The following is a 22955-nucleotide window of genomic DNA, read 5'->3' on the forward strand; positions in this document are numbered from 1 at the left end:
GGATTGGATGATGCCGGGCATGGATGGCATCGAATGTATTCGGCGCATCCGAGCCGGGCAGGACGGGATTGTCCCGAGCATTCCCATAATCGTGGCCACCGGGGTGCAAGGCGACAGCGCCGAAGTAATGGCCCTAGCGGCCGGAGCCAATTGCTTCCTAAAAAAGCCATTCTCCATCAAGAGGCTGCATGCGGCCTTCGTCATGGCTCTGGGCGAGAGTGCCGCCCCGATGAACTGATGTGATCGTCGATTCTGCACAGGGTCGGACGGATGGCTTGCTGTGCCCCGATTCCCGCCGTCGGCATCCCATCGGCCTTGTTTCGTGGGCGCAATAAGCCCGGGACAGGGGGGGCCGGTCTGGAAAAGCAGCCATGGGGACCGGTCTGAATTAAGCCGTGGGGGCCATTTCTTCCCCGTGACTTGTGCGGCACACTCCAATACTCACGTCGCTGCCGCAACTGATTCGCAATATTGCAACTTGGGCGCAAGCCATGCGGGGATTTGCGTTCAGATCATCGTGCGTCAAATATGATGGGGTGGACGGCCCCTGCTCACCGGCGTCGCAACGCGCCAAGATGGTGGTTGTCGAGACATACCATTTGAAGGGGGCCGTCCATGAGCGAGGTTAGCACGATAGGTTTTGATCTGGCGAAGCGGGTTTTCCAGGTCCACGGGGTCGATGTCGACGGGGCCGTGACGATCCGGCGGCAGCTGCGCCGCTCCGAGGTCGTGACGTTCTTTGCCAAGCTGTCACCCTGCGTAGTGGGGATGGAGGCGTGCGCCTCGGCCCATTACTGGGCGCGGACGCTGGCCAAGCTGGGACATGAGGTGCGCCTGATCCCGCCCGCGCGGGTCAAACCCTATGTCAAACGCGGGCGGAAGAACGATGCCGCCGATGCTGCCGCGATCGCCGAGGCGGTAACACGGCCGCACATGGAGTTCGTGCCGGTCAAGAGCGAGGAGGCGCAGGCGGTGCTGATGCTCCATCGCACCCGCCGCCTGTTGGTGACCCAGCGCACCATGCTCGGCAATGCGCTGCGGTCGCATTTTGCCGAATACGGCATCATCGAACCGGAGGGGCAAGGCGGGCTGGCAAGGCTGGTCGTCTGTGCGCTTGACGCACCGGATGCGGCATTGCCTCAGGCGGCCCGTGAGGCCATGGCGATGCTGGCCGCGCATGTACGCGAGACCGACGCCAAGATCGACGCTCTGGATCACGAAATCCTGAGATGGCACCGTAACGACGCCGACAGCCAGAGGGTCGCCTCCATTCCCGGCATCGGCCCGCTGATCGCCAGCGCCATCGTTGCCGCCATGGGTGATCCCAAGCGCTTCAAGACCGGTCGAGACTTCGCCGCTTGGCTGGGGCTGGTGCCATCGCAGAATTCCACCGGCGGTAAGACCGTGCTGGGGCCGATCACCAAGGCCGGGGATCGCTATCTGCGGTCGCTCCTGGTGGTCGGCGCCACTGGCACTCTGTGGCGGCGGCGCAAAGAACCAGGCACATGGCTGGCGGGGATGATGGCGCGGGGCAAGACGGCACGGCAGATCTCCGTCGCCCTGGCCAACAAGATGGCACGCACCGCCTGGGCCATTCTCGCCAAGGGTGGCCTCTATCACGAACCGGCGGCACAGGCCGCCTGAGGACGACACGACAAGGAACCCGTTGCGAGGGCGATGAAAGCGTGATGGCGACCGGTCAATCCAAGGAACGGCAAAACCCAGCGTACGTCATGGCCGATAAGGTCATAAATGTGATCGGGAGCCGTTTCACGGATCACATCATGGCCAGCGGTCTGAGTGCCGCGCAAACAGGCCGGACACATGACTGCACCCGACCGGGGCGTGATCACGCAAAAGTCTCCTTGCAACGTAGGGGCCGTCCACACATGACGCACGATGATCTCGCTTTATGTTGGTCCCTCTGCCCGAGCGCGGCCCTCCGGCCGCTTGGCCGCTCGCTCAATGCTTGCCTGAGCGTCGCGCCTCACATTTGAAGGCGCGCCGCTCATTCCAAAATCTTGGATCGGCTGGAGCCAAATCGGCGCCAATCTTGTCGCGGCGCAGGTTGGACAGAAGGCGTCGCCCGCGGCTGAGGGCGCTGTTGATCGATTCCAACCAATATTTCTTAGTATAAATGAGATACGAATGGATAATGCATAGGATATAAATAGAATAAAATATAAAATGCGTCTAATTATCTACAATTTTTACTTGCTACCCCCCCCCCAGACATGTAATAAAATGTGACGATCGCCAACCGGGATGGTGGGCGTCGTGGGAGATGATAATGGTCGCTACGAATATTGGAGGGGCAAAGGCATTGACAATGTCGCCGATGGTCGGCAAGACCTTGGCGATCTGTGTCAGTGCCGGTATTGGGTGGGGCGTTCTTTCGGTTCTCGCTGTGGCGGCATTGGGTAGTGTCTATCTATGCCGCAAATTCGCAGGGGAATTGGGCGAACCCGTCAGCGATCTTGAGGCATAGGCCGCGATCATCTCGTTTGCCACGCCATGCGTGACGATGATCTGACCAGACTTGCGGAAAAAATCGTGCTGGCGTGGGCGGGCGGCTGCGGTCGGGCGATCAAGCCGAAACAGGACGTCGTGGCGTCGGTTTTCATAACACTGCGCGAAATCTGCGAGCACGGCCATGCGCAATCGGGCGGGCATGGACCGTCCAAGGCCGCCGACCGGCGGACCGGGCATGACACCTCGGTCAAGCTGATCTGCTGCCCCGACTGCGATTCCATCATGCGAAACCATGCCGCCCTGGCTCGGCATCGGCGGTTCTGCGTCAAGGGAATGCGCAAGATCAACCTTTCGACAGACTGATACCAGATCCCAGTGATCGCAGCCGATCACCGGGATCGCCCACAGTCGCCGGGCGCCGCCCGCGGCGGCTTGGCTTCCGCGCCATAAGGTGCGCGGCCATCGAAATATATTTCGATCCCCCGGAGGGGAGGGCCTAACCAAATCCAGATGAGTCAGCCTCATCGGGATTTGGTATGACCCATCCGTCGTGGGGTGTTTTCGGCCCCGCTTGGTTCCTGCAATGCCGCCCCGAAGCGGGCGGCCGGCTGGAACGGGGGGGCGTCAGGCCAGTTCGTCCCGCAAGATGTCCTCGTCGGAAGCGCCGTTGGCAGCTTTGCCGCGGTTCAGTTCCTTCTCGACCAGATCGACGCCGCGATCCCAGGCATATTTGGCGGCAACGCCAGCCACCAAGGCGGTGCCCAGCGATACAACCAAGCCGCCGCCGACGGCGGTCGCGGCCACGGCGGAAAGCGCGGTGGCCAGGCCGGCGCCGACGGTTTCCTTGCCGGTATCGATGGCCGCTTCGGTATTGGTGATGCGCTTTTCCTTCAGGAGGCGGACGTTCTTGGCCAAGGCGGCGGCGCCGCCGACCAGGGCGCCGAGAACGCCGACGCCGGGAACGGATTTCGCCAGATAGGGGGCAAGGTGAAAGGGCATTACGATGGTCCTTGTGTTTCGGATGTCGGTCTTATTCTTCCCCGGCCGCAGCCAGGAGCGCATCATCGGACAGGTCGGGGGTGCCGTGGCGGCGTCGCGCCCAGACATAGAGCGCGGCGGCCCCGGCCAGTCCGGCGGCCCCCAGAAGGAACGGCCCCCAGGCGCCGAGTCCCAGACCGAGGCCGAGGCCAAGCCCCTTGGCGGACAGCATGGCGCTGCCGGTTCCGGCGGCGGTGATGGGAGTGACGGTGCCGGCTCCGGCGGTCAGCAGCGACGAGGCTGATCCAGCGCCCACGGCGGCGGCTCCGCCGGTGCCGGTGACGGCGGCCGGAATGAATTTGGCGGCGATGGCGCCGCCGCCGACGGCCTTGCTCGCTCCGGCGGTCAGGGGCTTCAGGACCAGGAATTTGCCGGTGGTGCCGCCGATGACGGGGCGTGGGGGCGACCACGAAGGTCTTGCCCACCAGGCCGCCGGTCTGGGTCGCGGCGTTCTGGACGTTGATGGCGATCAGATCGCCGCCGCCGACCGGGTTCAGATACAGCATGCCGGCCGCCTTGGTTCCGGCGGCGACGGGGGGCTGGGCGATGGTGAAGCTCTTGCCGGCCAGGGCGGGCAGGTTGACGGCGGCGGCGGTGCCTTCCACCTTCATCATCACCAATTGTCCCGCGCCCGTGGCGGCGGCGGCGGCCTTGGCGCCGGTGACCGGGGTCAAGGCGATCCAGTTGCCGATACCGCCGATGGCGGCGGGGGTCTTGCCGACCATCACGGTCTTGCCGACCAGAGCCTGCAGTTCAACCACCTGCCGGGTCGCGTCCAGCTTGACGATGATTGGCGCTTGTCCGGCGGCGGTGGGGGTGATGGTGGCGAGATTGGTGGCCGCCGACACCTTGGTGACCGTCGCGGTCTGACCGGCGAGGGCGGAAACCTGGGACGCCTGCATGGCGCTTTCGACCTTGGCCAGGAGAAGGTCCTGCATCGTGTCTGTCTTTCCTTACGGCGGCGAGAATGCCGCTATGCGCCTGAAACCGGCGGGCTTGTCGAGCGGCTTTGGATCAGATCAACGCGACGAAATAGCCGACCAGCGGCAGGCGCCAGGTGCGGCGCAGCGCCACCGAGGCCAGACCAGCCACCGACAGAACCAGCACGCCCATGGACGAGAAACCAAACAGCCACTTGCCGATCAGGGGAAGATGCAGGGCGAACATGGCCAGGACGCTCCACATCCACAAGACCAAGCCCTGCTTGGCGTGGAAGTACACATATTCGTCGTCCCGGCTCATCAGCAGCGGGACGAAGCAGAGAATGCCCAGATAGCTCAGGCCCGCCATCAGATAGGAGCGGCAGCCGCAGGGGGTATTTTCGGTTTCGAGCAAGATTGCCTCAGCCATTGTCGTATCCTCGCTTAAGTCGCATCGGCGGCGGCATCAACCTCCGCCTTGCAGTTTTTCAATTTGCCGACCAGATAGGCGGCGCCCGCCAGCCCGGCGATGCCGACAAGCACGGGTCCCCAGGCACCGAGTCCCAGTCCGAGCCCGAGACAGACACCCTTGCCGGTCAGCATGGCGTTGCCGATGGCGGCTGTCCCGACCGGAGAGGCGATGATGCCGCTCCCGACGCCGAGGGCGGCTCCGCCGGTCCCGACCCCCGCGGCAGCCGAAGCCTTTGCCGGGGCGGCGGCGTTTGCCAAAATCTGCCCTCCAACCTGAGCGGCCATGACTCTACACTCCGAATCCTCACGTACAGCCTGGCAAGAATAATTGAAACAAGAGCCCAGGCAAACAGAAAATGCGTTGATAGCTCCTCTCAACTTCTCTTCGGGTCATGTGATCTTCGGCTGGGGATGACTATGCGCTTCATCTCCAGATATTTTGTTGAGAGTGATTTGCATGCGCGCCAAGCCGGACGGGGTTGACGTATTCAATCCTGGTCGGCTTGGGAACGATCCCTTTGGATGTTGACGGTGGCTTGTTTCCTGTGGCACTCGAAAGTCCCCGGCCATGAGGTGCTCGTCATGCTTGATCTTTGGGATGTGACCGCCGCGCTCGCCGTGGTCGTTTTAGTGGGGGCCTGGGCGGCGCGGCGTTTCTATCGGGGCAAAGGTTGCGGTCTCGGCTGCGGCGGCTGCAAGACGCCAAAGGCGGGAAAGTGCGACTAATTCTCTTTTGCTCTTCTGAGAGAGAAAATAATAGTTGGTCGCAACTTCTCCGCTGTCGTGACGTTGTCCTCGTAACGTGTTGTCCTCAGCAATGATCTCATGTTATTGATGCCGCTAGTCTGAAGGGGGGCTGGCGTTTTCAGTCCCGCGCTACTTGATTGTGAGGAGAACCGAGGTGCCAGCTCAGATCGCCAACGGAGTTATTTGCCCCCCAGGGGTCCCGGCCGGAACCAAGGCCGCCGCCGCCATGGGCGAGATGGAGCGCGAGGGCGCCGCCGCCAAGGCCGGGGCTGCCAAGACGGGCGCCGCCAAGACCGGAACCGTCGCCAAGACCGGCATCGCCGCCAAGACGGGTGTTGCCACCGCCGTTGCCGCTCCGGCGGCTCCTGCCAATGTTGCCGCCGCCCAGGGCGCCGGGACCAAGGTCGCCCTTGGCGCGGGCAAGGCCGCCGCCGGTGCCAAGGTCGTCGGTGGAACCATCTGGACCGGTAAGGGGCTGGGCCTCGGTCTGGGTCTCGGTCTGGGCGCGTGGGGGCCGATCATTCTCGGCGTTGTTGGCGCCGGGGCGGTTTACGCGTATATGAAGAGCCGTGATATCGAATCGGCGCAGAGCGACGAGGAAGTCGAACTGCGCGACGCGCTGGCCTGAACGAGGAGGAGGGGGGAATGACTGAAGCTATCCTTCGCAGCACGCTCGGTGCGCGCACGACGGTCATGGCGGCGCTGTCCTATCTCAGCGTCTTGTGCTTCGTTCCGCTTCTGGTGGATCGGGACGACGAATTCGTCTACTTCCACGCCAAGCAGGGGCTGGTGATCTGGATGTGGGGCGTTTTGGCGCTGTTCGCGCTGCATGTTCCCGTTCTGGGGAAGTGGATTTTCGGTTTCTCGTCCATGGGGGTTCTGGTGTTCTCCCTGCTCGGCCTGGTTTCCGTAGTGTTCCAGCGGGCGTGGAAGCTGCCCCTGATCAGCTGGGTCGCCCACCGGATCTGATCTGATCTTCGGACCCGATGATGCGCATCTCGACGTCTCGCTTTGGCGGGCGTTGGGATGTTTCGTTTCGGGAGCCCCGCGGGGCCGTGCGCGGGCCGCGTCCGCAGGCCGCTCGCGGCACTTAGTTAATGGCTTGCCAAAAAGGTCGGCGATCATGAAGATCGCCCCGGCGGGTCTGCCTGCCTGATCGGCGGCAGCGAAGCCAGTGGGAGCGGAGCCTGATGGATAGCAACGAAAAAGAACAACCCCTGGGCGGACGCCGCCCCGCGCGACGCCGGGACGGCGGCGGCCAGGTGGTGGTTCTGTATCTGGCCGTGATCCTGGTGGGCGGCGTGCTGGCCTGGCCCTTGCTGGCGCCGCGTCTCGGCGGCATTCCCGGCCCCTGGGCCAAATGGCTGGGGGACGAGATGGGCTCCACGGCCGCCGCGCCCCGACCGGCCGGCCTGGACGAACGGGTGGATATGCTGGAAGCCTCCCTGGGGCCTTTGGCCATGCGGCTGGCGGAGACCGACCGGCGGCTGACCGTGATTGAAGCCGTGATCCGCAAGCAGGAGCACGAACCGCGCAAGGAGGCAGCCGCCGCCGCCGATCAGGCGCAGATGGCGCGTCTGTCCGCCGAGGTGGCCGCCATCAAGGGCGATCTGGACGTGGTCCGCAAGCTGGCGACCGACGAAGGGGGCGCCGCCAAGCTGTCCAGCGCGGTGGAAAAGGCGGAAGCGGCTTTTCGCCGCATCGCCGAACGCCGCGACCGCGCACCCTTATTCCTGGCGGTGCTGGGGCAACTGCGGGAAGCGGTGGACCGGGGCACGCCTTATCCCGCCCAATTGAAGGCGGCCCTGGCTCTGGCCGAGAAGGGCGGCGCCGACAAGCTGGCGCCATTGACCATGGGGGCGGGGACCGGGGTGGTCTCCCGCGTGGCCCTGGCCGAGAGCTTCCGCATGACGGCGGCGGCGGCGCGCAAGCTCGACGACGTCGCCGAAAGCAGCTGGATTCCTGCCAATATCCGGCATTGGCTGGGATCTGCGGTGGTGGTCCGGCGGGCGGAAAACAGCAATGAAGGCATCGACGGGGCCTTAAACAGCGCCTCCCGGCTGCTGGCGGGCGGCGATCTGGCCGGGGCGGTCACGGTGCTGCGCCATGCCGAAGGTCCCGGCATGGCTGCCATCCAGCCCTGGCTGGAAGCGGCGGAATTGCGTCTGACCGTGGACGCGGTGTTGTCTGAACTGTCGGCGACGGTTATGACCGTCGCCGCGTCCCGGGACGAGTGACCATGCTGTTGCGCCTTATCGTCCTTTTGATCTTCATGTCGCCGGTGGTGCTGGCCACTTTGTGGTTCTCGGACAATGCCGGGACGGTGCAGGTGGAATGGCTGGGTTGGCATGTGGACACCAATGTCCCCGTGCTTCTCGGCATTCTTCTGGCGGTGTTCATGCTGTTTTCCGGCCTGACGCGGCTGTCGGCGCTGGTGGCCGATCTGCCTGCCAAGCTGGGCAAGTCGCGACAGGCCCGGGGACGGGAAAAGGGAATGCTCGCCCTTTTGGCGGCGCTGGACGCGGCCGAAAGCGGCGATGTCGGCGACGGCCGCCGCCTCGGAGCAGAGGCGGCCCGGTTGCTGGACAGTCCCGAGCTTGCTGCCCGCCTGGACCGGCTGATACCGCGCCCCGCTGCGCCTCCGGCGGCGACGCTCCGGCCCGAGCCGGCCAAGGGACGTCTGTTCGCGAAGAAGCCGCCCGCACCGCCGGTGGTCGAAAGAGAGCCGCCGCCGCCGGTCAAGGCCGCGCCGCCGCCTGCTCCCGTCGCCGTCGTCGAGACGCCTGCCGCCCCCGCCGATCCCAGCGCCGAGGATGCGGCCGCCTTTGCCGCCAAACTCCGGGATGGCGAGTGGGCGGCGGCCCAGGCATGCATCGACGCCACTCTTTCCGCCGGGCGGTTGTCGCCGGCCTTGGCCGCGCGATGGCGGGCCGTGGTGCTGGAAGGGCAGGCATGCCTGGACTCCCAGGACGATCCCGCTCGGTCCTTACGGCTGGCGCGTGAGGCATTGGCCGCCGATCCGGGCTTTCTCCCGGCGGCTCTGCACGTGCTTCGGCAGGAGGTGTCCGAAGGTCGCCGGTCCGAAGCCGAAGCGGTCCTGGCCGCGGTCTGGCGGAGCGCTCCCGCCCGGATTTTGCTGGAAACCTGCGCGCCGCTGTGGCGCGAAGACGATGCCGAAAGCCGTTTGAAGCGGCTTGAGGCCCTGGCGGAATGGGCTCCGCATGATCCCGAAGGCCACCTTGCCGCCGGGGAAGCGGCCGTCGCCGCCGCCAAATGGGGCGTCGCCCGCCGTCACCTCATGGCGGCGCTGAAGATCGCGCCCGATGCGTTGGGATGTCGGCTGATGGCCGAGATCGAGGACAAGGAGCCTGGCGGAGCGGAGCGGGCGGAAATCTGGCGCCGCCGTGAACGCGAAGCTCCGGCAGCGCCCACCTGGGTGTGCGAGGCTTGCGGCGCTACCTCGGGGTCATGGGCGCCTTATTGTTCGGCCTGCGCCGCCGGAGCCGCCATCCAATGGACGCGCCCGGCCCACAAGCCGGAAAATCCACCCGCCCCCGCGAGTGTCCCGCCGTCGGCGGAGGCTCCGCCCGCTCCCGCCGAGCCTAGAGTTTCTCGCATTCAAGCCGAATCAGAAATCGAGAAACTCTAGAAAAACGAGATGATGCACTCTAGCGCTGAGCCAGCGTCGTGACCGTGTAGATGGCCAATCCTACCAGGCCGCCGACCACGGTGCCGTTAATGCGGATATACTGAAGATCCTTGCCCACATGGCTTTCCAGCTTCTCGATCAGGAACGGGGTGCGCCAGCGCATGACCAGATCGGTGATCAGCGAGCCTATCAGCTCGCGCCGGGGCACCAGCAAGGCTTCGGTGGCGTCGCGCAGCCAGCGGTTCAGGGTCGCCCGCATGGCGGTGTCGTGCTCCAGCCGTTGACCGATCTCGCGCAGGCCGTTTTCAAGGAGCATCTCCATGGTCTCGGCCTCCTCCATCAGGTGGTCGTAGGCGCTGCTTCCCAACTGGCGGAGATAGGCATCCAGGGCGGGATCGTCGAGAACCTGCATCTTGACCTCCTCGATCCGCTGGGCAAAATGCGGCGAATTGGTCATGCCGTCGATGGTTTCGTGGACGAAGAGCTCGAATTTCAGCCGCCAGGGATGGTCGGGGGCGGTCAGCTCCCCCAGTGAGCCGTCGATGCCTTGGGCGACGCCCTGTGCGATCTGGGTCTCCACCCACAGCGGCAGCCATTCCGGACATTCCTTGGCGACCTTGGCGCGGATGAATGAACGGTTCTGGGCGACGAAGGAGCGGGCCTCGGTCACCAGATGATCCAAGATGGCGTGGTGATAGCCGCGCCCCACCATGTAGGACAAGATGTTGGCCATGCGCGGGGCGGTGATGGCGGTATCGACCACCTTGCGCAGACCGCCGCCGATGGTGCTGCGCCACCGTTGCTCGCCGATTGTATCGACGATGGGGGGGAGCGATCCGGCGATCCGGGCGGCGATCATGGCCGCCGTCTCAGGCCGGGCCAGCCAGCGCCCCAGCCGTCCGGCGGTATCGAGTTCCTCCAGCCGTTGGGCCAGCGCCTGCGACGCCAGCAGGTTGTCGGCGACGAACCGGCCGATGGCGGCGGCGATCCGGCCGTGATTGCGGGGAATGACGGCGGTGTGGGGGATGGGAAGTCCGAAAGGATGGCGAAACAGGGCGGTAACCGCGAACCAATCGGCGATGCCGCCGACCAGGGCGGCTTCGGCGAAGGCCCGAACCGGCGCCAGCCAGGGCCAGGCTTTCTCGCCCCAAACGGAGAATGCGAACACAGCGGAGATCAAGGCAAGCAAAGCCGTAGCATAAGTCCGCATGCGGGAAAGTCCGGCATGTTGCGTTCGATTATCGTTATCTTCTGGTGAAGAGAGCATCTGATCCGAATCCGAGGGCGGCGGCAGGAAATCGAGACTTTTTGTTTCGAGCATATATACGCAATCCGCTGCAGCGGCGGATTACGGGGTCCCTTCGTATGAACCCTGTGTTTATGTGTTGTCAACCGCCCCCGACTCGCTGTTATAGTCTGACCGAATCGGAGGTGACGGGTGTCTCGAGTGGAAGCGGCTGCGGCAGAAGTTAAAGTGCGCCAGCACAACGCCCTTTATTTGCTGTCGGCGTTGTGCATGGTTTTCATGACCCTGGTGGTTGCTATTCAGCCGCTATTCTTGCGAAACGTTCTTAATATCTCATTCGAAACCGCCGGCGCCGTCAATGCCAATGTGCAGGTGGTGACCGAGGTTCTGGATCTCTTCATCTTCGCCTATCTCGGCTACCTGTCGGATCGGATCGGACGGGTCAGGATCATCGTGGCCGGTTTTCTGGTCGCCGCCATCGGTGCGGTGATCGCGCCGCTCAGCCCCTGGATCGGCGGTGCCTCCATCGGGGCGCTGGTCGTCTATTACGTTTCGCGGGTCATCATGTCGGCGGGCAGCGGCGCGGTATGGCCTCAATTGTCGGCCCTGGCCGGGGATTTCAGCGAAGACGACACCCGGGCGCGCCTGATGTCCAATACCGCGTTCATGATGGCCTTCGGGGTGACGCTGGTCTACGCTGTTTTGATGCAGATCCCGGCCCATGCGGGCATCGCCGTGACCATGCTGCTGACGGCGGCGGTCTCCCTGGCCGGTGCTTGGCTGGCGGGGAAATTCCTGGTGGATGTCGCTCCGCGCACCCAGGAAACCTCGGTTCCCTGGCGGGCGGTCTGGAGCTTGGTGAAGGCGGAGCCCCGCCTGCGCCTGGCTTTCGCCAGTTCGCTGTTCGCCCGCAGCGACATGGTGTTCGTAGGGCTCTTCCTCATGCTGTGGTTCATCTACTTTGCCGATCTGATCAAGGTCGGGCAGGCCGAGGCGGCGGCGCGGGCCGGAATCTTGATCGGGCTGATGGGGGCGGTGGTCATGCTCTCGATCCCGGTTTGGCGGTCGTTTATCGAGCATTTCGGCCGCATTCAGGCGGTTCTGCTCGGGATGGTGCTGTCCGCCCTGGGATTCATAATGTTGGGTTTCATCATCAATCCGTTCGACTGGTTCATCGTACTGCCCATCTTGTTGATTGCGTCCGGGCAGGCTGGTTGTTTTGTGGCGCCTCAAATATTAACAGTTGACTACGCGCCTAGGGATTTGCTTGGGTCTGTGCTTGGCGCATTTAATGTTATTGGGTGCATTGGTATTATTTTCTTTGTTCAGGTCGGCGGGTTTTTATTTGATTATGTTGGCCCGCCGGCACCTTTTGTCTTTACTGGTGTTGGAAACTTGATTATATCGGCGTATGCATTGCGCCTGCTAAAACGCGAGGCGCGTGACGGCGGTGGCGACGACGCCCCAGGGGACGACGGGGTGGCGTAGCGCCATTCGCTCTGCATCAAGACTGGAGTAACGTTTATGCCAAGCGTGATTTTCGGACTGCTGGCGCTTGCCCTCGGATTGCTGGGGGTGACGGCATGGTGGTGGTCGGTGACCGAGTTCCTGCGCGGAGCGGTGCCGGTGGCCCTGCTCATCCTTGGCTTGGTCGCGTTGGCCTCCGGGGTGCAATCCGTGCGGTTGCCTCGTTCCAACAAGGGGACCGCTTCAGACCCTGACATCGATGGTTGATGGCCATGTTCAATGGTGACGTAGAAGACGGCGGGCGCGGCGATGCTTCCTGCGGCAAGGATCTGAAGCGCTATCTGATGCTCATGGGCGTGGTTGCCCTGGTCGTCCTATTTGGCGCCTTCATTTACCGGCAGTCCTCGGGCGGTCTTCGTCTCGGCGCCATGTTGGAGCAGATGGGGCGGGGCACCGGCCCTGCCGTCAATGTTCCGGTACAGCAGGGCGGGCCGTCGGCAGCCGTCAATCCGGCCATGTCGGTTCCGGCTGGTGCCCGCGTGGCGCCGCCCTCGGCCGCCGGTGCTATAGCGACCATGCCTCCCATGGTGGATTTCGGACCGGCTCCCATTGGGGCCGGGGGGCCGTTCTCCAGCGTCGTCACCTTGCTGCGCAACAGCGTCGTCGCCGTGACCGCGTCATCGGCCAACGGGCAGGCCATGCCCGATCCCCTGGGCTTGGCCAACCCTGACGGACTGCCCCATTTCGCCAATCCCGCCACCCGGTCGGTGGAAAACATCGGCACCGGCGTGATCGTCCGTAACGACGGCTTCATCGTCACCAACTATCATGTGGTGCGCGGCGCCAATTCGGTGTTCGTTACCGTGCAGGACGACGTGGGCTCGACCCGCTATTCCGCCGAAATCATCAAGATGGACGAGGCTCTGGATCTCGCCTTGCTGAAGGTCGCCCCCAAGACGCCGTTGACAGCCGCCGTTCTGGGCGACAGCGACGGGGTGCAGGTCGCCGACGAAGTGATCGCCATCGGGACTCCCTTCGGTCTGGACATGACCGTCAGCCGCGGCATCATTTCCGCCAAGCGCAAGTCCATGGTGATCGAGGGCGTGACCCATTCCAACCTGCTGCAGACCGACGCCGCCATCAACCAGGGCAATTCCGGCGGTCCGCTGGTGATTTCCAACGGGACGGTGGTCGGCATCAATACCGCCATCTACACCCCCAACGGCGCCTTTGCCGGAATAGGCTTCGCCGTGCCCAGCAATCAGGCCCGCCTGTTCATCTTGGATGAAGTGGGCTGGCTGCCGACCTCCACCGCCGAGGGGGCCTCCATGGGCCTGGTGGCCATGCAGCGCCCCATGGGCGGCGGCGTGGGCGCGGCGGGTCCGGCCATTTTCGCCGGGACTAGGGCGCCCCACACCGATGGCCGCCAGAACATGGATTGCACCACCTGCCACGATCTGATTCCGGCCGGAAACGGGCGGCCCGCGCCGATGATGCCCATCGCCGCCCCGATTCCGCCGCCGCCGATTCCCATGGGCGCCGTCTCGCCCCATACCGACGGCCGTCAGAACATGAACTGCGCCAATTGCCATCAGATGCTGGGCGGTGCCGCGCCCATCGCCGCACCGGGACTCGGCGGGGGGGCTTACCGCTTCGCGCAGCCGCCGGGAAGCCTGGCCATCAATATTCAGGGGCCGCGCGGCGGGCAGTCGACCGCCGCCGGAACCGGCCGGGTCACGCTTTTGGGCGCCGCCTTGACTCCCATGTCGCAGCGCCTTGGCGCCCAGACCGGCGTACCGGTCGGACGCGGAGTGTTCATCTCCGGCGTCACGCCCAATACTCCGGCGGCGACGGCGGGGCTGCGGCCCGGCGACGTCTTGCTCAAGGTGGACGGCCGTCCTGTCCGCCTGCCGGAAGAAGTCTCCGCCATCATGGCCGAGATGCATGCCGGACGGTCGGTGCGGCTCGGCGTCCTGCGCGATGGCGATGTGCGCAACATGACCCTGGTCGCGGGACCCGCCGGTCTGGCCGCCGCAGCGGTCCAGGCTCCGGCCATGGCCGACATGGCGCAGCCGCCCATGGGCGGCATGGCCCCCACTGCACCCGGCATGGTCGCGGTTCCCGGTGGTCCGGCCGTCATGCCGAAGCCTCCGACCGAGTTCAACTGGCTGGGCATGGAGATCGAAACCTTCCAGGCGCCGCGTCCGATCACCGGTGTGCCGGGCGCCGTTCCGGTTCCCGGAGCCAAGGGTGCCCAGGTGGCCGAGGTTCTGGTCGGGTCCCGGGCCGCCGTGGCGGGGCTCCAGGCCAATGACCTCATCCTCGAGGTCAATAATCGGCCGGTGGCCGGTCCGGCTCGTCTCGACGCCGCCATTAAGGGGGCGACGAATGCCGGGCAGCAGATTTTGCTGAAGGTCAACCGCAATGGCCAAGAGTTCTGGATTGTCCTTTGATGGTGGAGCTGGATAATGGCGAATAACCGGCGAGATCGCGACAAAGGCGACGGGAGCCAGGGTGAAGGCTTGTCGGCGGGCGGCGGAATGCCGTCGGAGCCCGAGATCGTCTCGGTGACGGTCCATCCCACGCCAACTTTGGCCGTGTCGCTGAAGCCGGCGCAGCAAGGCGATATTTGGGCCAGTTTGCTGGAAAGCTCGCCCTGGTCGGCCAATCACGGCGGCCGGATCGAGCCGGTTCAGCCGAGCCCCGCCCCTACCCGCCCCACGGAATCCCCGTCCGTCGGCGATCTGGTCAGCCGCTGGTCGCAGCCGATCTGGCGGACCCCCAGCCGCGTGGAAGAGGTCGAGATCCCGGAGAGCAATTTCGTCATCGAGTTGGAGGCGTCCCAGCCGATCACTTCGGATATCACGGTGTCCGTCTCCGATCTGGTGATCGAGGTTCAGCCGATCCAGACCACCGAAGCCGAGCCGGAGCCCGAGCTTCCGGTGGCCGAGCCCGAGCCCGAAGTCGTGCCGGTGGACGTTGTGGCCGAAGCCGAGCCGGAGCCGGAGCTTCCGGTGGCCGAGCCCGAGCCCGAAGTCGTGCCGGTGGACGTTGTGGCCGAAGCCGAGCCGGAGCCGGAGCTTCTGGTGGCCGAGCCCGAGCCCGAAGTCGTGCCGGTGGACGTTGTGGCCGAAGCCGAGCCGGAGCCGGAGCTTCCGGTGGCCGAGCCCGAGCCCGAAGTCTTGCCGGTGGAGGTTGTGGCCGAAGCCGAGCCGGAGCCCGAGCTTCCGGTGGCCGAGCCCGAGCCCGAGCTTCCGGTGGCCGAGCCCGAATTGGTTCATGAGGCGGCTGTTTCCGAGCCGGTGGCCGAAAGCATCGAGGACGCGGTGGCGGTTCCCGCCCCGGCGACTAATTTCGGTCTTGCCGAACTGATGCAGGCGGCTGCGGCCATGGCCCCGGTTTTGGCCTCTCCCCCTTCCGTTGCCCCAGCGGCCAAGCCCGTCCGAGAGCCCGCGAAGAAGAGGAAGGCTCCGCCGGTCAGAAAGAAGGTCGCCACGGTTCAGGACGTTCCCGTCGAAGACCTTCTCGGTGGAATTTTCGGGATCGCCGGTTCGGCGGTGCGTAGTGTCCTCAGTCTTGGTGCCGGGGTCGTCGGCGGCGTGGTCAAGGGGGGGCGTGTCATTGGGGACAACGTCGTCGCCGGTGCGCGTCGGCTGACGGGGTCCGCCGAGGGAAGTTGCGGGACCTGCTCCACGTCTCAATGCGATACGGTGGGCAAGAAAAAATAGCTGGCAGCCGTCAATTGGTCATTTAGCACGCGAACGGAGTGACAAAAATGAGTGAAGGTGAAGGCCAGGCCAAGAACAGATTGTTCCTTGGCATCGACCTTGGGACTTCCCATACTGCGGTGATGTCGAGCCGGGGCAAAAAGTTCCTGCTGAAGTCGGTGGTTGGATACCCGAAGGACGTCATCGGTTTGAAGCTGCTCGGCCGCCCCTATGTGGTCGGCGACGAGGCTTTCGAGATGCGCTCCTACCTGGACATCCGCTATCCGCTCCAGGACGGCGTGCTGAGCGAGATCAGCGACCGCGACATCGAAGTGGCGCGGCATCTGCTGACCCATGTGGTGAAGTCGGCCGAGCCCGGCCCCAACGACGAGATCTGCGCCGTCATCGGCGTGCCGGCGCGGGCGTCGGCGGCCAACAAGGCGCTGCTGCTCAAGATGGCTCAGGAGGTGGTTCATACCGCCCTAGTGGTGTCCGAACCGTTCATGGTCGGCTACGGCCTGGACAAGCTGATCAACACCATCATCGTCGATATCGGCGCCGGAACCACGGATATCTGCGCCCTGAAGGGCACTGTTCCCGGCCCCGAAGATCAGGTTACCCTGACCAAGGCTGGCAACTATGTGGATGAGCGGCTCCAGAACGCCATCTTGGAACGTCATCCCGAACTGCAGATGAACGTGAATGTCGCCTGCGCGGTGAAAGAGCAGTTCTCCTTCGTCGGCACCCCCACCGAGGTTGCCTCGTTCGAGTTCCGCGCCGCCGGCAAGCCCGTGCGCGCTGACGTGACCGAGCCGGTGAAGATCGCCTGCGAGGCGCTGATGCCCGACATTATCGAAAGCATCGAGACGCTGCTGCGTTCGTTCCAGCCCGAATATCAGGCCACCGTGCTTCAAAACATCGTGTTTGCCGGCGGCGGCTCGCGCATTCGCGGATTGGCGGCCTACGTCAAGGAAAAGCTGCGTCCCTTCGGCGATGCGAACGTGACCTGCGTCAAGGACCCCACTTTCGACGGTTGCCGGGGCGCCTTGCGTCTGGCGGAAGAGCTTCCGCCGCAGTATTGGCGTCAGCTTGGAGACGTCTCCGGCTCGTGACGGGGGGAGAGTTCGATATGCGGGACGGGGATACGCGGCAGTCTAGGACAGTGGCATGGTAAGATTGATCGGATCGTTGGTGTTCGGCGGGTTGATCGTGCTGTTGGCGTCGTCCAACGCGCATATGGTCGAAACCCGCCTGGGACCACTGGCGATGATTGCGCCGCATTTCGTTGTTCTGGGCATAACGTTTTTTCTCGGTTTCGCCATCGGCATCGTCTCGGTGCTGGCGAACGTCATGACGCGGCGCAAGCAGAAGTCGCCGGGGAAGAGCATCGTCATCAAGCGCTGAATCCCTTCGCTTGGGTTGAAGGCGGGGTCGGGGCTTTGGAGTGAGTAAGGATGAGGAAGAGCGGTTGCACGGTCTGCAGCAGGAGCATCGGTTGGGTCGGCCTGGCTGTAAACACCGTACTGATGGTCATGAAGGCGTTCGTCGGTCTGATCGGCGGATCGCAGGCCATGCTCGCCGATGCCATGTATTCGCTGAAGGACATGCTGAATGCGCTGATGGTGGTCATCGGGACCACCATCTCCAGCAAGCCCCTTGACGCGGAGCATCCCTACGGCCACGGCAAGGTCGAATTCATTCTGTCCATGGTGGTCAGCGTCGTTTTCATCGGACTGACCGGCTATCTGCTGGTCCACGCCGTCCAGATCTTGTTGGATGAAAGCATGCACCGCACCCCGCATCTGATCGTGCTGTGGGCGGCGCTGGTTTCCGTCGGCGTCAATGTGGCCATGTATTTCTACTCCCGCTGCGTCGCCATCGAGACCAACAGTCCCATCATCAAGACCATGGCCAAGCATCACCATGGCGACGCCACCGCTTCGGGGGCCGTGGCGCTGGGCATCATCGGCGCCCATTACCTCAACATGCCGTGGATCGATCCGGCGGTCGCCCTGTGGGAAACCATCGACCTGCTGCTGCTGGGCAAGGTCGTCTTCATGGATGCCTATCGCGGCCTGATGGACCATACCGCGGGCGAGGCGGTGCAGAACCGCATCGTCGATACGGCGGAGCGGGTCCCCGGCGTGCGCGGCGTGATCCATCTGCGCGCCCGCTATGTGGGCCAAGACATCTGGGCCGACATGATCATCGGCGTCGATCCCGAGCATACGGTGGAGCAGGCCCACGACATTTGCGAGGCGGTTCAGGCCGCGGTCTGCGGCAAGATGCGCCGTATCGAATCGCTGCATGTCAGCGCCGAGGCGCGAGAAGCCGGAGATACAAGCAAGCCGACATTCTCGGAAGAACCGCTGACTTACGATGAAGTCATGTTGTCGAAGGTGGATAACTAGATGATCGGACTTCTCACCCTTGCCGTGTTCGTCGCGACGTTCGCCGTTATCTATCGGTGGGCGGAGGGCAGCCATCTGGCCGTTCTGGCCGGGGCGGCGGCATTGGTGGTGATCGGAACCATCAGCGGCAGCTACACGCCGGTCATGGCGCTGCGCTCCGTCTATTTCGAGACTCTGGCCCTGATCTTCGGCATGGCGGCCATTTCCGCCCTCCTGGCCCGCTCCGGCGTCTATGCCTATCTGGCGGCCGGAACGGCGGAACTGTCCCAGGGCCAAGGGCGCTGGATCTTGGTGATGATGGCGCTGGTGACCTACGGGATTTCGCTGGCTAGCAACTCCTTGGTGACGGTGGCTGTGGTGGTTCCGGTGACCTTGACGGTGTGCTTTCGCACCGGCATCGACCCCGTGCCGGTCATCATCGCCGAGATTATCGCCGCCAATCTGGGCGGGGCCTCGACCATGATCGGCGACTTCCCCAACATGATTCTGGCCTCGGCGGGCAAGCTTCACTTCAACGATTTCATCGCCGGGATGATGCCTGTCTGCCTGATCTTGCTGGCGGTGATGCTGGTATTCTTCGAGCGGCGTTTGGGCGACTGGAAAGGCTCGGAAATTCCGGTGGATCCGGTCTGGGCCCGGGGCGAGGCGCTGCGTCACAGTGCCATCGACCGTCGGCTTTTGAGTTATGGACTGATCATTTTCGGCGTCACCGTCGCCGGTTTGATTCTGGCGGGGCCGCTGAAGGTGCGGCCGGGCTGGATCGCCTTTGTCGCCGGGGTGACGGCGCTGGGTCTGGGCCGCTTCAAGGATGACGAGTTCTTCTCGGCCTGCGGCGGCACCGACATCTTGTTCTACGGCGGCCTGTTCGTGATGGTGGGGGCCTTGACCTCGGTGGGGATTCTCGACTGGGCGGTGAACTGGCTCGAAGGCATTACCGCCGCCCATGACCGCGTCCGCGCCATCCTTTTGATGTGGATGGCAGCCGCCGTCACTATTTTCGTGGGCGGCGGCACCTCGGCGGCGGTCTTCGCCCCGGTGGCGGCGACGCTTCGCCTGGACGGGGACGGTCAGGCGGCTTGGTGGGCGCTGGCGCTGGGCATCATGGCGGGGTCGGTGGCTGCGCTGCCGGGCGCCACGGCGGGATCCCTGGCCATGACTCAATATTCCGGCTTCGTGAAGCGGCATCCGGAACTGGCATCCGCCGCCGCCGCCGGTCTGCAATTCACCCATCGGGAATATGTCCGCTGGGGCATGCCACTGATGGGGATCTTCTTGGTTCTGGGGACCGTCTATATCGCGGTTCTCGTGGGATGAGAGATGACGACAGGAATCCGAATGAGCTTGGAACTCAGCCATGATTGAAGTCGGCGAGACCATGGGCGAATTGCCCACCAACAAGATCGTGTTTTGCGAACGGTCGTGGAAGACGCCTGTCTCGATCCTGGCCTTCTTGATCTTCGTGACCTTCGCCTGGGGGATCTATCTCCTGGACCATTACGACGAGGACGACAATTTCCACGGGGCCGACGATCTGTCGGTGGGTCAGTTCCTGGTGCGCAACATCGCCATGCCGCATGTGCAGCGGCTGTATCACACGGTTCCCCCTGCTGTGGTCGGGGTCGGCGGCGGCGGGGTCAATGCCGGTCCGGTGGCCTCGGGGGCCATCGTGGGGACCAACGGCTATGTGATCACCACCTTGCATTCGGTGTCCAAGCTGCCGGAGATTTCGGTCCAGGTGGCGACGACGGGTGGGATCCGGCGCTTTCCGGCCCAGGTGGTGAAGACCATTCCGGGGCATGATCTGGCGCTGCTGAAGATGCAGACCACCGAGAAGTTCCTGCATTTCCGCATGGCCGACGTCCAGACGGTGGTGCCGGGTCAGCAGGTCTTCGCCTTCGGCCGCAACATGGCGGGGGCGCCGCTGGTGCGCCAGGGCCTGGTGCAATCGGCGGATGCGCCGCTGGCGGTGGGGGCGACCCAGATCACCCATCTGCTGCGTTCGGACGCGGTCTACAGCTGGGAACAGACCGGCGGCCCGCTGGTCAATGCCCAGGGTGATCTGGTGGGCATCAACATCGCCGCTACCGGCCCCACCGGCAAGGTGGAAGGCTTCACGGTGCCGGCCCAGGTGATCGTGTCCCATCTTCAGGACGTGGTTCGCTTCAAGAAGGGCTCCGCCACGGCACCCGGCCAACCTCAGACCCAGACCGTCGCTGCCGGTTCCACCAATTGGTGGTCCAAGGCCCGGGCGGTGGTGGGGGGGGCGACAGCCATTCCGGGGATGGGCATGAACGTCGTGCAAGGCAATGTGGTCAAGGGCAATGTCGCGCCGTCCATTCCCTCGGGCATGCCCTTCATCGACACAGACCATGTCGGGGGTGCAAAGATCGGCGGATACTCCGTCGCCGATATCGTCGGCCTGGTCATGCTCGCCTTGGCGGCGGGTGTCACCGGCGGCATGATGACCATGGGCGGCGGCGTGCTCCAGGTCGCCGGTATGATGGTCTTCTTCGGCTATGGCATGTATCTGATCCGCCCGGTGGTCTTTCTGACCAATGTGGTGGTGTACGGTGCCGCCTCATTGCGCAACGACAAGGCTCAACTGGTCCAGTGGGACAAGGTCAAGCCGCTGATTCCCTGGGGCATCGCCGGCGTGATCCTGGGCTATTTCATCGGCAACGCCATCGGCGATTCTGTGGTGGGTATTCTACTGGGCCTGTTCGCTCTGATCATGGCGGGCAAGGCGGTCATGGAAATTCTTCAGCCCAATGCCGGCGAGGACACGGCCGAGTCCATTTCCGCCGCAGAGGCTGAAGACGAGATGGACGAATTGATGGCTTTGGCAGACGGCACCTCCAGGCCCAAGGCCAGCGGCCTTGCCTTGCCGGAAGGCCATGCCCGTTCGGCGGTGTTGGGGCTGCCCATGGGTCTGTTCAGCGGTATTCTCGGCATCAGCGGCGGCGTCATCGAGGTTCCGCTGCAGCGCTATGTGGGACGCATCAGCCTGCAAAACGCCATCGCCAACAGTTCGGTCCTGGTGTTCTGGGCCTCGGTGGCCGGTTCGGTGGTGGCCTTCCTCCACGGATCCAGCACGGGTCTGATTCATTGGGAAGCGCCGGTGACCCTGGCCCTGGTGATGATTCCCGGCGCCTATGTGGGCGGCATCATCGGAGCGCGCCTGATGCGGGTCTTGCCGGTGCGGGTGCTCAAGGGCGTGTATGCGGCGACCATGGCCGCTATCGCTCTCAAGATGCTGACCTCGGTGTGATGATCATGATGCTGGGATTGGCCGGACATGAATAGCAAGGTGGCGCTTCTGGTCGTGGGACTGGCCGTTGTTCTGGCGCTCGTCATCGGGCGGCAGGGGCCGGTCGCGCCCCAGGCCACGAATACGCAGTCCCAGGCGGTGGCAGCAGGACCGGTCGCGGCGCCTGTGGCCTTTCCCCAGCCCCTGTATCCCCAGGCGGCCAATGTTGCCATGCCGGTGGAGCCCGATCCTGCGGCGGGCGGCGGGACCGCGCCGGCGACGGAATCGCCGCTGCCCAACTTCGTTCCGCGCAAGCTGAAGGTGTTCGAAGGGCATTGGCAGGGCATGGACGGTCGCCTGATGACCGAGGAGTTGGCCCGCAAGCTGAACTATCCGCGCGGCCTGCAGGGGGTTTTGCTGGGCGAAGTCACGCTGAACGCGGCGTTTTCCGGGCTTTTGGCCGGCGATGTCATCGTCAGGATCGACGATACCCCGGTCACCGACATGGAGAGTTTCAAGGCCGCCAGCCGGACCGTGGCCAACCGCTCCGAAGCGCGGATCAGCGTGCTGCGTAAGGACAACCGGCCGGGGGCTCCGGTGGTGCGCAAGCTGACGGTGGTCCTGCGCGAGGCCGAGGGCGGCCTGGGCTTCGCCCAGTTGGAAGGCGCGCCCATGATCCTGGCGGGCGATCCGCGCCCCCACGGCTATCGCGGCGCCTGCACCGATTGCCACCCCATCGGCCAGGGGTTCGAGTTGACCCCCGACCCAGATTTGATAAGCCTGCCCCCGCCGACGATCACGCGTGATATGGTCGCCCGGAGCGTCAATCCTCACGAAGTGCGCGGGCCGTGCGAAGCCTGCCACGTCATAAAGTGATCAGAGCCACCTGATTAGGATTTTGGAGAACACTATGTCTAGCAAGCCGTCGGATATTCTTGACGAGGTCACTCTTTACGCTCACTACGGCCTTTCGGTGGCGAAGAAGCTCGGAATGAACATGGTCGATGCGTTCCGTGCGGCCTTTTCCGTCAACGACGACATCCGCCAGGTGTATTACCGCGACAAGGGCATCTCCCACGCCAAGGCCGGGCGCTATTCCCAGGCCGTCATGCTGCTGGAGCAGGTCTACGACGCCGATGCCTTCGATGTGGATGTGGCTCTGCACCTGGGAATCGCCTATGTGAAGACCGGCGCCGTCGATCGCGGCACCGAACTACTCGAACGTTCCTTGGCCGATGCGCCCGACAACGTGAAGGTGGCGACCGTTCTCGGCCTGACCTATGTGCAGGTGCAAAAGTACGATCTGGCCGTTCCGCTGCTGATCAAGGTGGCCGAGGCCAATCCCATCAATTTCAACGTCCGGTTCCGTCTGGGCGTGGCGCTGGACAACCTCGGCCGTTTCGACGAAGCCATCGACAGCTTCAAGATCGCGCTGGGCCTGCGTCCCAATGAAGGCAAGGTGCATCGCGCCATCGCCTTCAGCTATGAGCAGATGGGCCGGCACGAGGAAGCCTTGCCGCATTTCAAGAAGGCCAATGAACTTGACGAAGGGGCCTCGGTCTGAGGCCGTATGAGGGGCA

Annotated in this window: 24 protein-coding genes; 19 read left to right on the plus strand and 5 right to left on the minus strand. The window is 64.3% G+C overall.

The window, feature by feature from the left end:
- The 3 genes from H261_RS18900 to H261_RS18910 all read left to right on the plus strand — a co-directional run.
- Positions 1-238 (plus strand): response regulator (locus H261_RS18900; protein ID WP_008620732.1); only part of this gene is annotated, 238 nt, incomplete at its 5' end.
- Between the two features lie 377 nt (positions 239-615).
- On the plus strand, positions 616-1644 hold the full coding sequence (locus H261_RS18905; protein ID WP_040476879.1) for an IS110 family RNA-guided transposase: 1029 nt from the start codon (positions 616-618) through the stop codon (positions 1642-1644).
- Positions 1645-2514: 870 nt separating this feature from the next.
- A complete protein-coding gene (locus tag H261_RS18910; RefSeq protein WP_008620736.1) occupies positions 2515-2835 on the plus strand; it encodes a hypothetical protein in 321 nt (106 codons plus the stop codon).
- 261 nt (positions 2836-3096) lie between these two features.
- Here the strand turns inward: H261_RS18910 and mamC are convergent, their stop codons facing one another.
- The 4 genes from mamC to mamG form a co-directional block, all read right to left on the minus strand.
- Complete coding sequence (gene mamC, locus H261_RS18915) at positions 3097-3471, minus strand: magnetosome protein MamC (RefSeq protein WP_008620745.1); 375 nt, start codon at positions 3469-3471, stop codon at positions 3097-3099.
- 62 nt (positions 3472-3533) lie between these two features.
- Positions 3534-4448 carry a magnetosome protein MamD gene (gene mamD / locus H261_RS25515; protein WP_008620746.1) on the minus strand — a complete coding sequence of 305 codons (915 nt, stop codon included), beginning with the start codon at positions 4446-4448 and terminating at the stop codon, positions 3534-3536.
- Between the two features lie 76 nt (positions 4449-4524).
- Positions 4525-4860: a magnetosome protein MamF gene (gene mamF, locus H261_RS18930; RefSeq protein WP_008620747.1), complete on the minus strand. Its 336-nt coding sequence runs from the start codon at positions 4858-4860 to the stop codon at positions 4525-4527.
- Positions 4861-4874: 14 nt separating this feature from the next.
- Entirely contained in the window at positions 4875-5186 is a 312-nt protein-coding gene (gene mamG / locus H261_RS18935; RefSeq protein WP_008620749.1) for a magnetosome protein MamG, read from the minus strand.
- A 237-nt stretch (positions 5187-5423) separates the two neighbouring features.
- On the opposite strand from mamG, the gene H261_RS18940 reads away from it, so the two are divergent.
- The 5 genes from H261_RS18940 to H261_RS18960 all read left to right on the plus strand — a co-directional run bounded on the left by H261_RS18940 (position 5424) and on the right by H261_RS18960 (position 9297).
- Positions 5424-5627: a hypothetical protein gene (locus tag H261_RS18940; RefSeq protein WP_008620751.1), complete on the plus strand. Its 204-nt coding sequence runs from the start codon at positions 5424-5426 to the stop codon at positions 5625-5627.
- A 175-nt stretch (positions 5628-5802) separates the two neighbouring features.
- Positions 5803-6276 (plus strand): magnetic particle specific iron-binding protein Mms6, encoded by a 474-nt coding sequence (gene mms6 / locus H261_RS18945; protein WP_052004338.1) that lies wholly within the window; start codon positions 5803-5805, stop codon positions 6274-6276.
- A gap of 17 nt (positions 6277-6293) precedes the next feature.
- Entirely contained in the window at positions 6294-6617 is a 324-nt protein-coding gene (mmsF, locus tag H261_RS18950; RefSeq protein WP_008620754.1) for a magnetosome protein MmsF, read from the plus strand.
- A 221-nt stretch (positions 6618-6838) separates the two neighbouring features.
- On the plus strand, positions 6839-7885 hold the full coding sequence (locus H261_RS18955; protein WP_008620756.1) for a COG4223 family protein: 1047 nt from the start codon (positions 6839-6841) through the stop codon (positions 7883-7885).
- A gap of 2 nt (positions 7886-7887) precedes the next feature.
- Complete coding sequence (locus H261_RS18960) at positions 7888-9297, plus strand: heme biosynthesis protein HemY (RefSeq protein WP_008620758.1); 1410 nt, start codon at positions 7888-7890, stop codon at positions 9295-9297.
- Between the two features lie 19 nt (positions 9298-9316).
- Here the strand turns inward: H261_RS18960 and H261_RS18965 are convergent, their stop codons facing one another.
- Positions 9317-10465 (minus strand): DUF445 domain-containing protein, encoded by a 1149-nt coding sequence (locus tag H261_RS18965; protein WP_008620764.1) that lies wholly within the window; start codon positions 10463-10465, stop codon positions 9317-9319.
- Between the two features lie 279 nt (positions 10466-10744).
- Between H261_RS18965 and mamH the strand changes: the two genes are divergently transcribed.
- Genes mamH through mamA form a run of 11 tightly spaced genes read left to right on the plus strand, consistent with a single transcriptional unit; the run spans position 10745 to position 22939 of the window.
- Entirely contained in the window at positions 10745-12031 is a 1287-nt protein-coding gene (mamH, locus tag H261_RS18970) for a magnetosome biogenesis transporter MamH (RefSeq protein WP_040476883.1), read from the plus strand.
- Between the two features lie 36 nt (positions 12032-12067).
- Positions 12068-12277: a magnetosome protein MamI gene (gene mamI / locus H261_RS18975; RefSeq protein WP_008620768.1), complete on the plus strand. Its 210-nt coding sequence runs from the start codon at positions 12068-12070 to the stop codon at positions 12275-12277.
- Positions 12277-14463 carry a magnetosome formation protease MamE gene (gene mamE / locus H261_RS18980; protein ID WP_008620770.1) on the plus strand — a complete coding sequence of 729 codons (2187 nt, stop codon included), beginning with the start codon at positions 12277-12279 and terminating at the stop codon, positions 14461-14463. Before mamI ends, mamE begins: the two co-directional genes overlap by 1 nt.
- Before the next feature lie 15 nt (positions 14464-14478).
- Positions 14479-15738: a magnetosome protein MamJ gene (mamJ, locus tag H261_RS25850; RefSeq protein ID WP_200860276.1), complete on the plus strand. Its 1260-nt coding sequence runs from the start codon at positions 14479-14481 to the stop codon at positions 15736-15738.
- Between the two features lie 47 nt (positions 15739-15785).
- A complete protein-coding gene (gene mamK / locus H261_RS18990) occupies positions 15786-16829 on the plus strand; it encodes a MamK family actin-like protein (RefSeq protein ID WP_011383398.1) in 1044 nt (347 codons plus the stop codon).
- A gap of 55 nt (positions 16830-16884) precedes the next feature.
- Positions 16885-17121: a magnetosome protein MamL gene (mamL, locus tag H261_RS18995; RefSeq protein WP_008620778.1), complete on the plus strand. Its 237-nt coding sequence runs from the start codon at positions 16885-16887 to the stop codon at positions 17119-17121.
- A gap of 50 nt (positions 17122-17171) precedes the next feature.
- The gene (gene mamM, locus H261_RS19000) at positions 17172-18128 is read left to right on the plus strand and encodes a magnetosome biogenesis CDF transporter MamM (protein WP_011383399.1); all 957 of its coding nucleotides are present in this window, start codon (positions 17172-17174) and stop codon (positions 18126-18128) included.
- Complete coding sequence (mamN, locus tag H261_RS19005; protein ID WP_008620782.1) at positions 18129-19442, plus strand: magnetosome biogenesis transporter MamN; 1314 nt, start codon at positions 18129-18131, stop codon at positions 19440-19442.
- A gap of 40 nt (positions 19443-19482) precedes the next feature.
- Positions 19483-21396: a magnetosome protein MamO gene (gene mamO / locus H261_RS19010; RefSeq protein WP_008620784.1), complete on the plus strand. Its 1914-nt coding sequence runs from the start codon at positions 19483-19485 to the stop codon at positions 21394-21396.
- A 27-nt stretch (positions 21397-21423) separates the two neighbouring features.
- A complete protein-coding gene (gene mamP / locus H261_RS19015) occupies positions 21424-22251 on the plus strand; it encodes a magnetosome magnetite formation protein MamP (protein ID WP_008620786.1) in 828 nt (275 codons plus the stop codon).
- A gap of 34 nt (positions 22252-22285) precedes the next feature.
- On the plus strand, positions 22286-22939 hold the full coding sequence (mamA, locus tag H261_RS19020; protein ID WP_009869052.1) for a magnetosome protein MamA: 654 nt from the start codon (positions 22286-22288) through the stop codon (positions 22937-22939).
- Positions 22940-22955 lie beyond the last annotated feature (16 nt).

Source organism: Paramagnetospirillum caucaseum (assembly GCF_000342045.1).
Taxonomy (GTDB): Bacteria; Pseudomonadota; Alphaproteobacteria; order Rhodospirillales; family Magnetospirillaceae; genus Phaeospirillum; species Phaeospirillum caucaseum.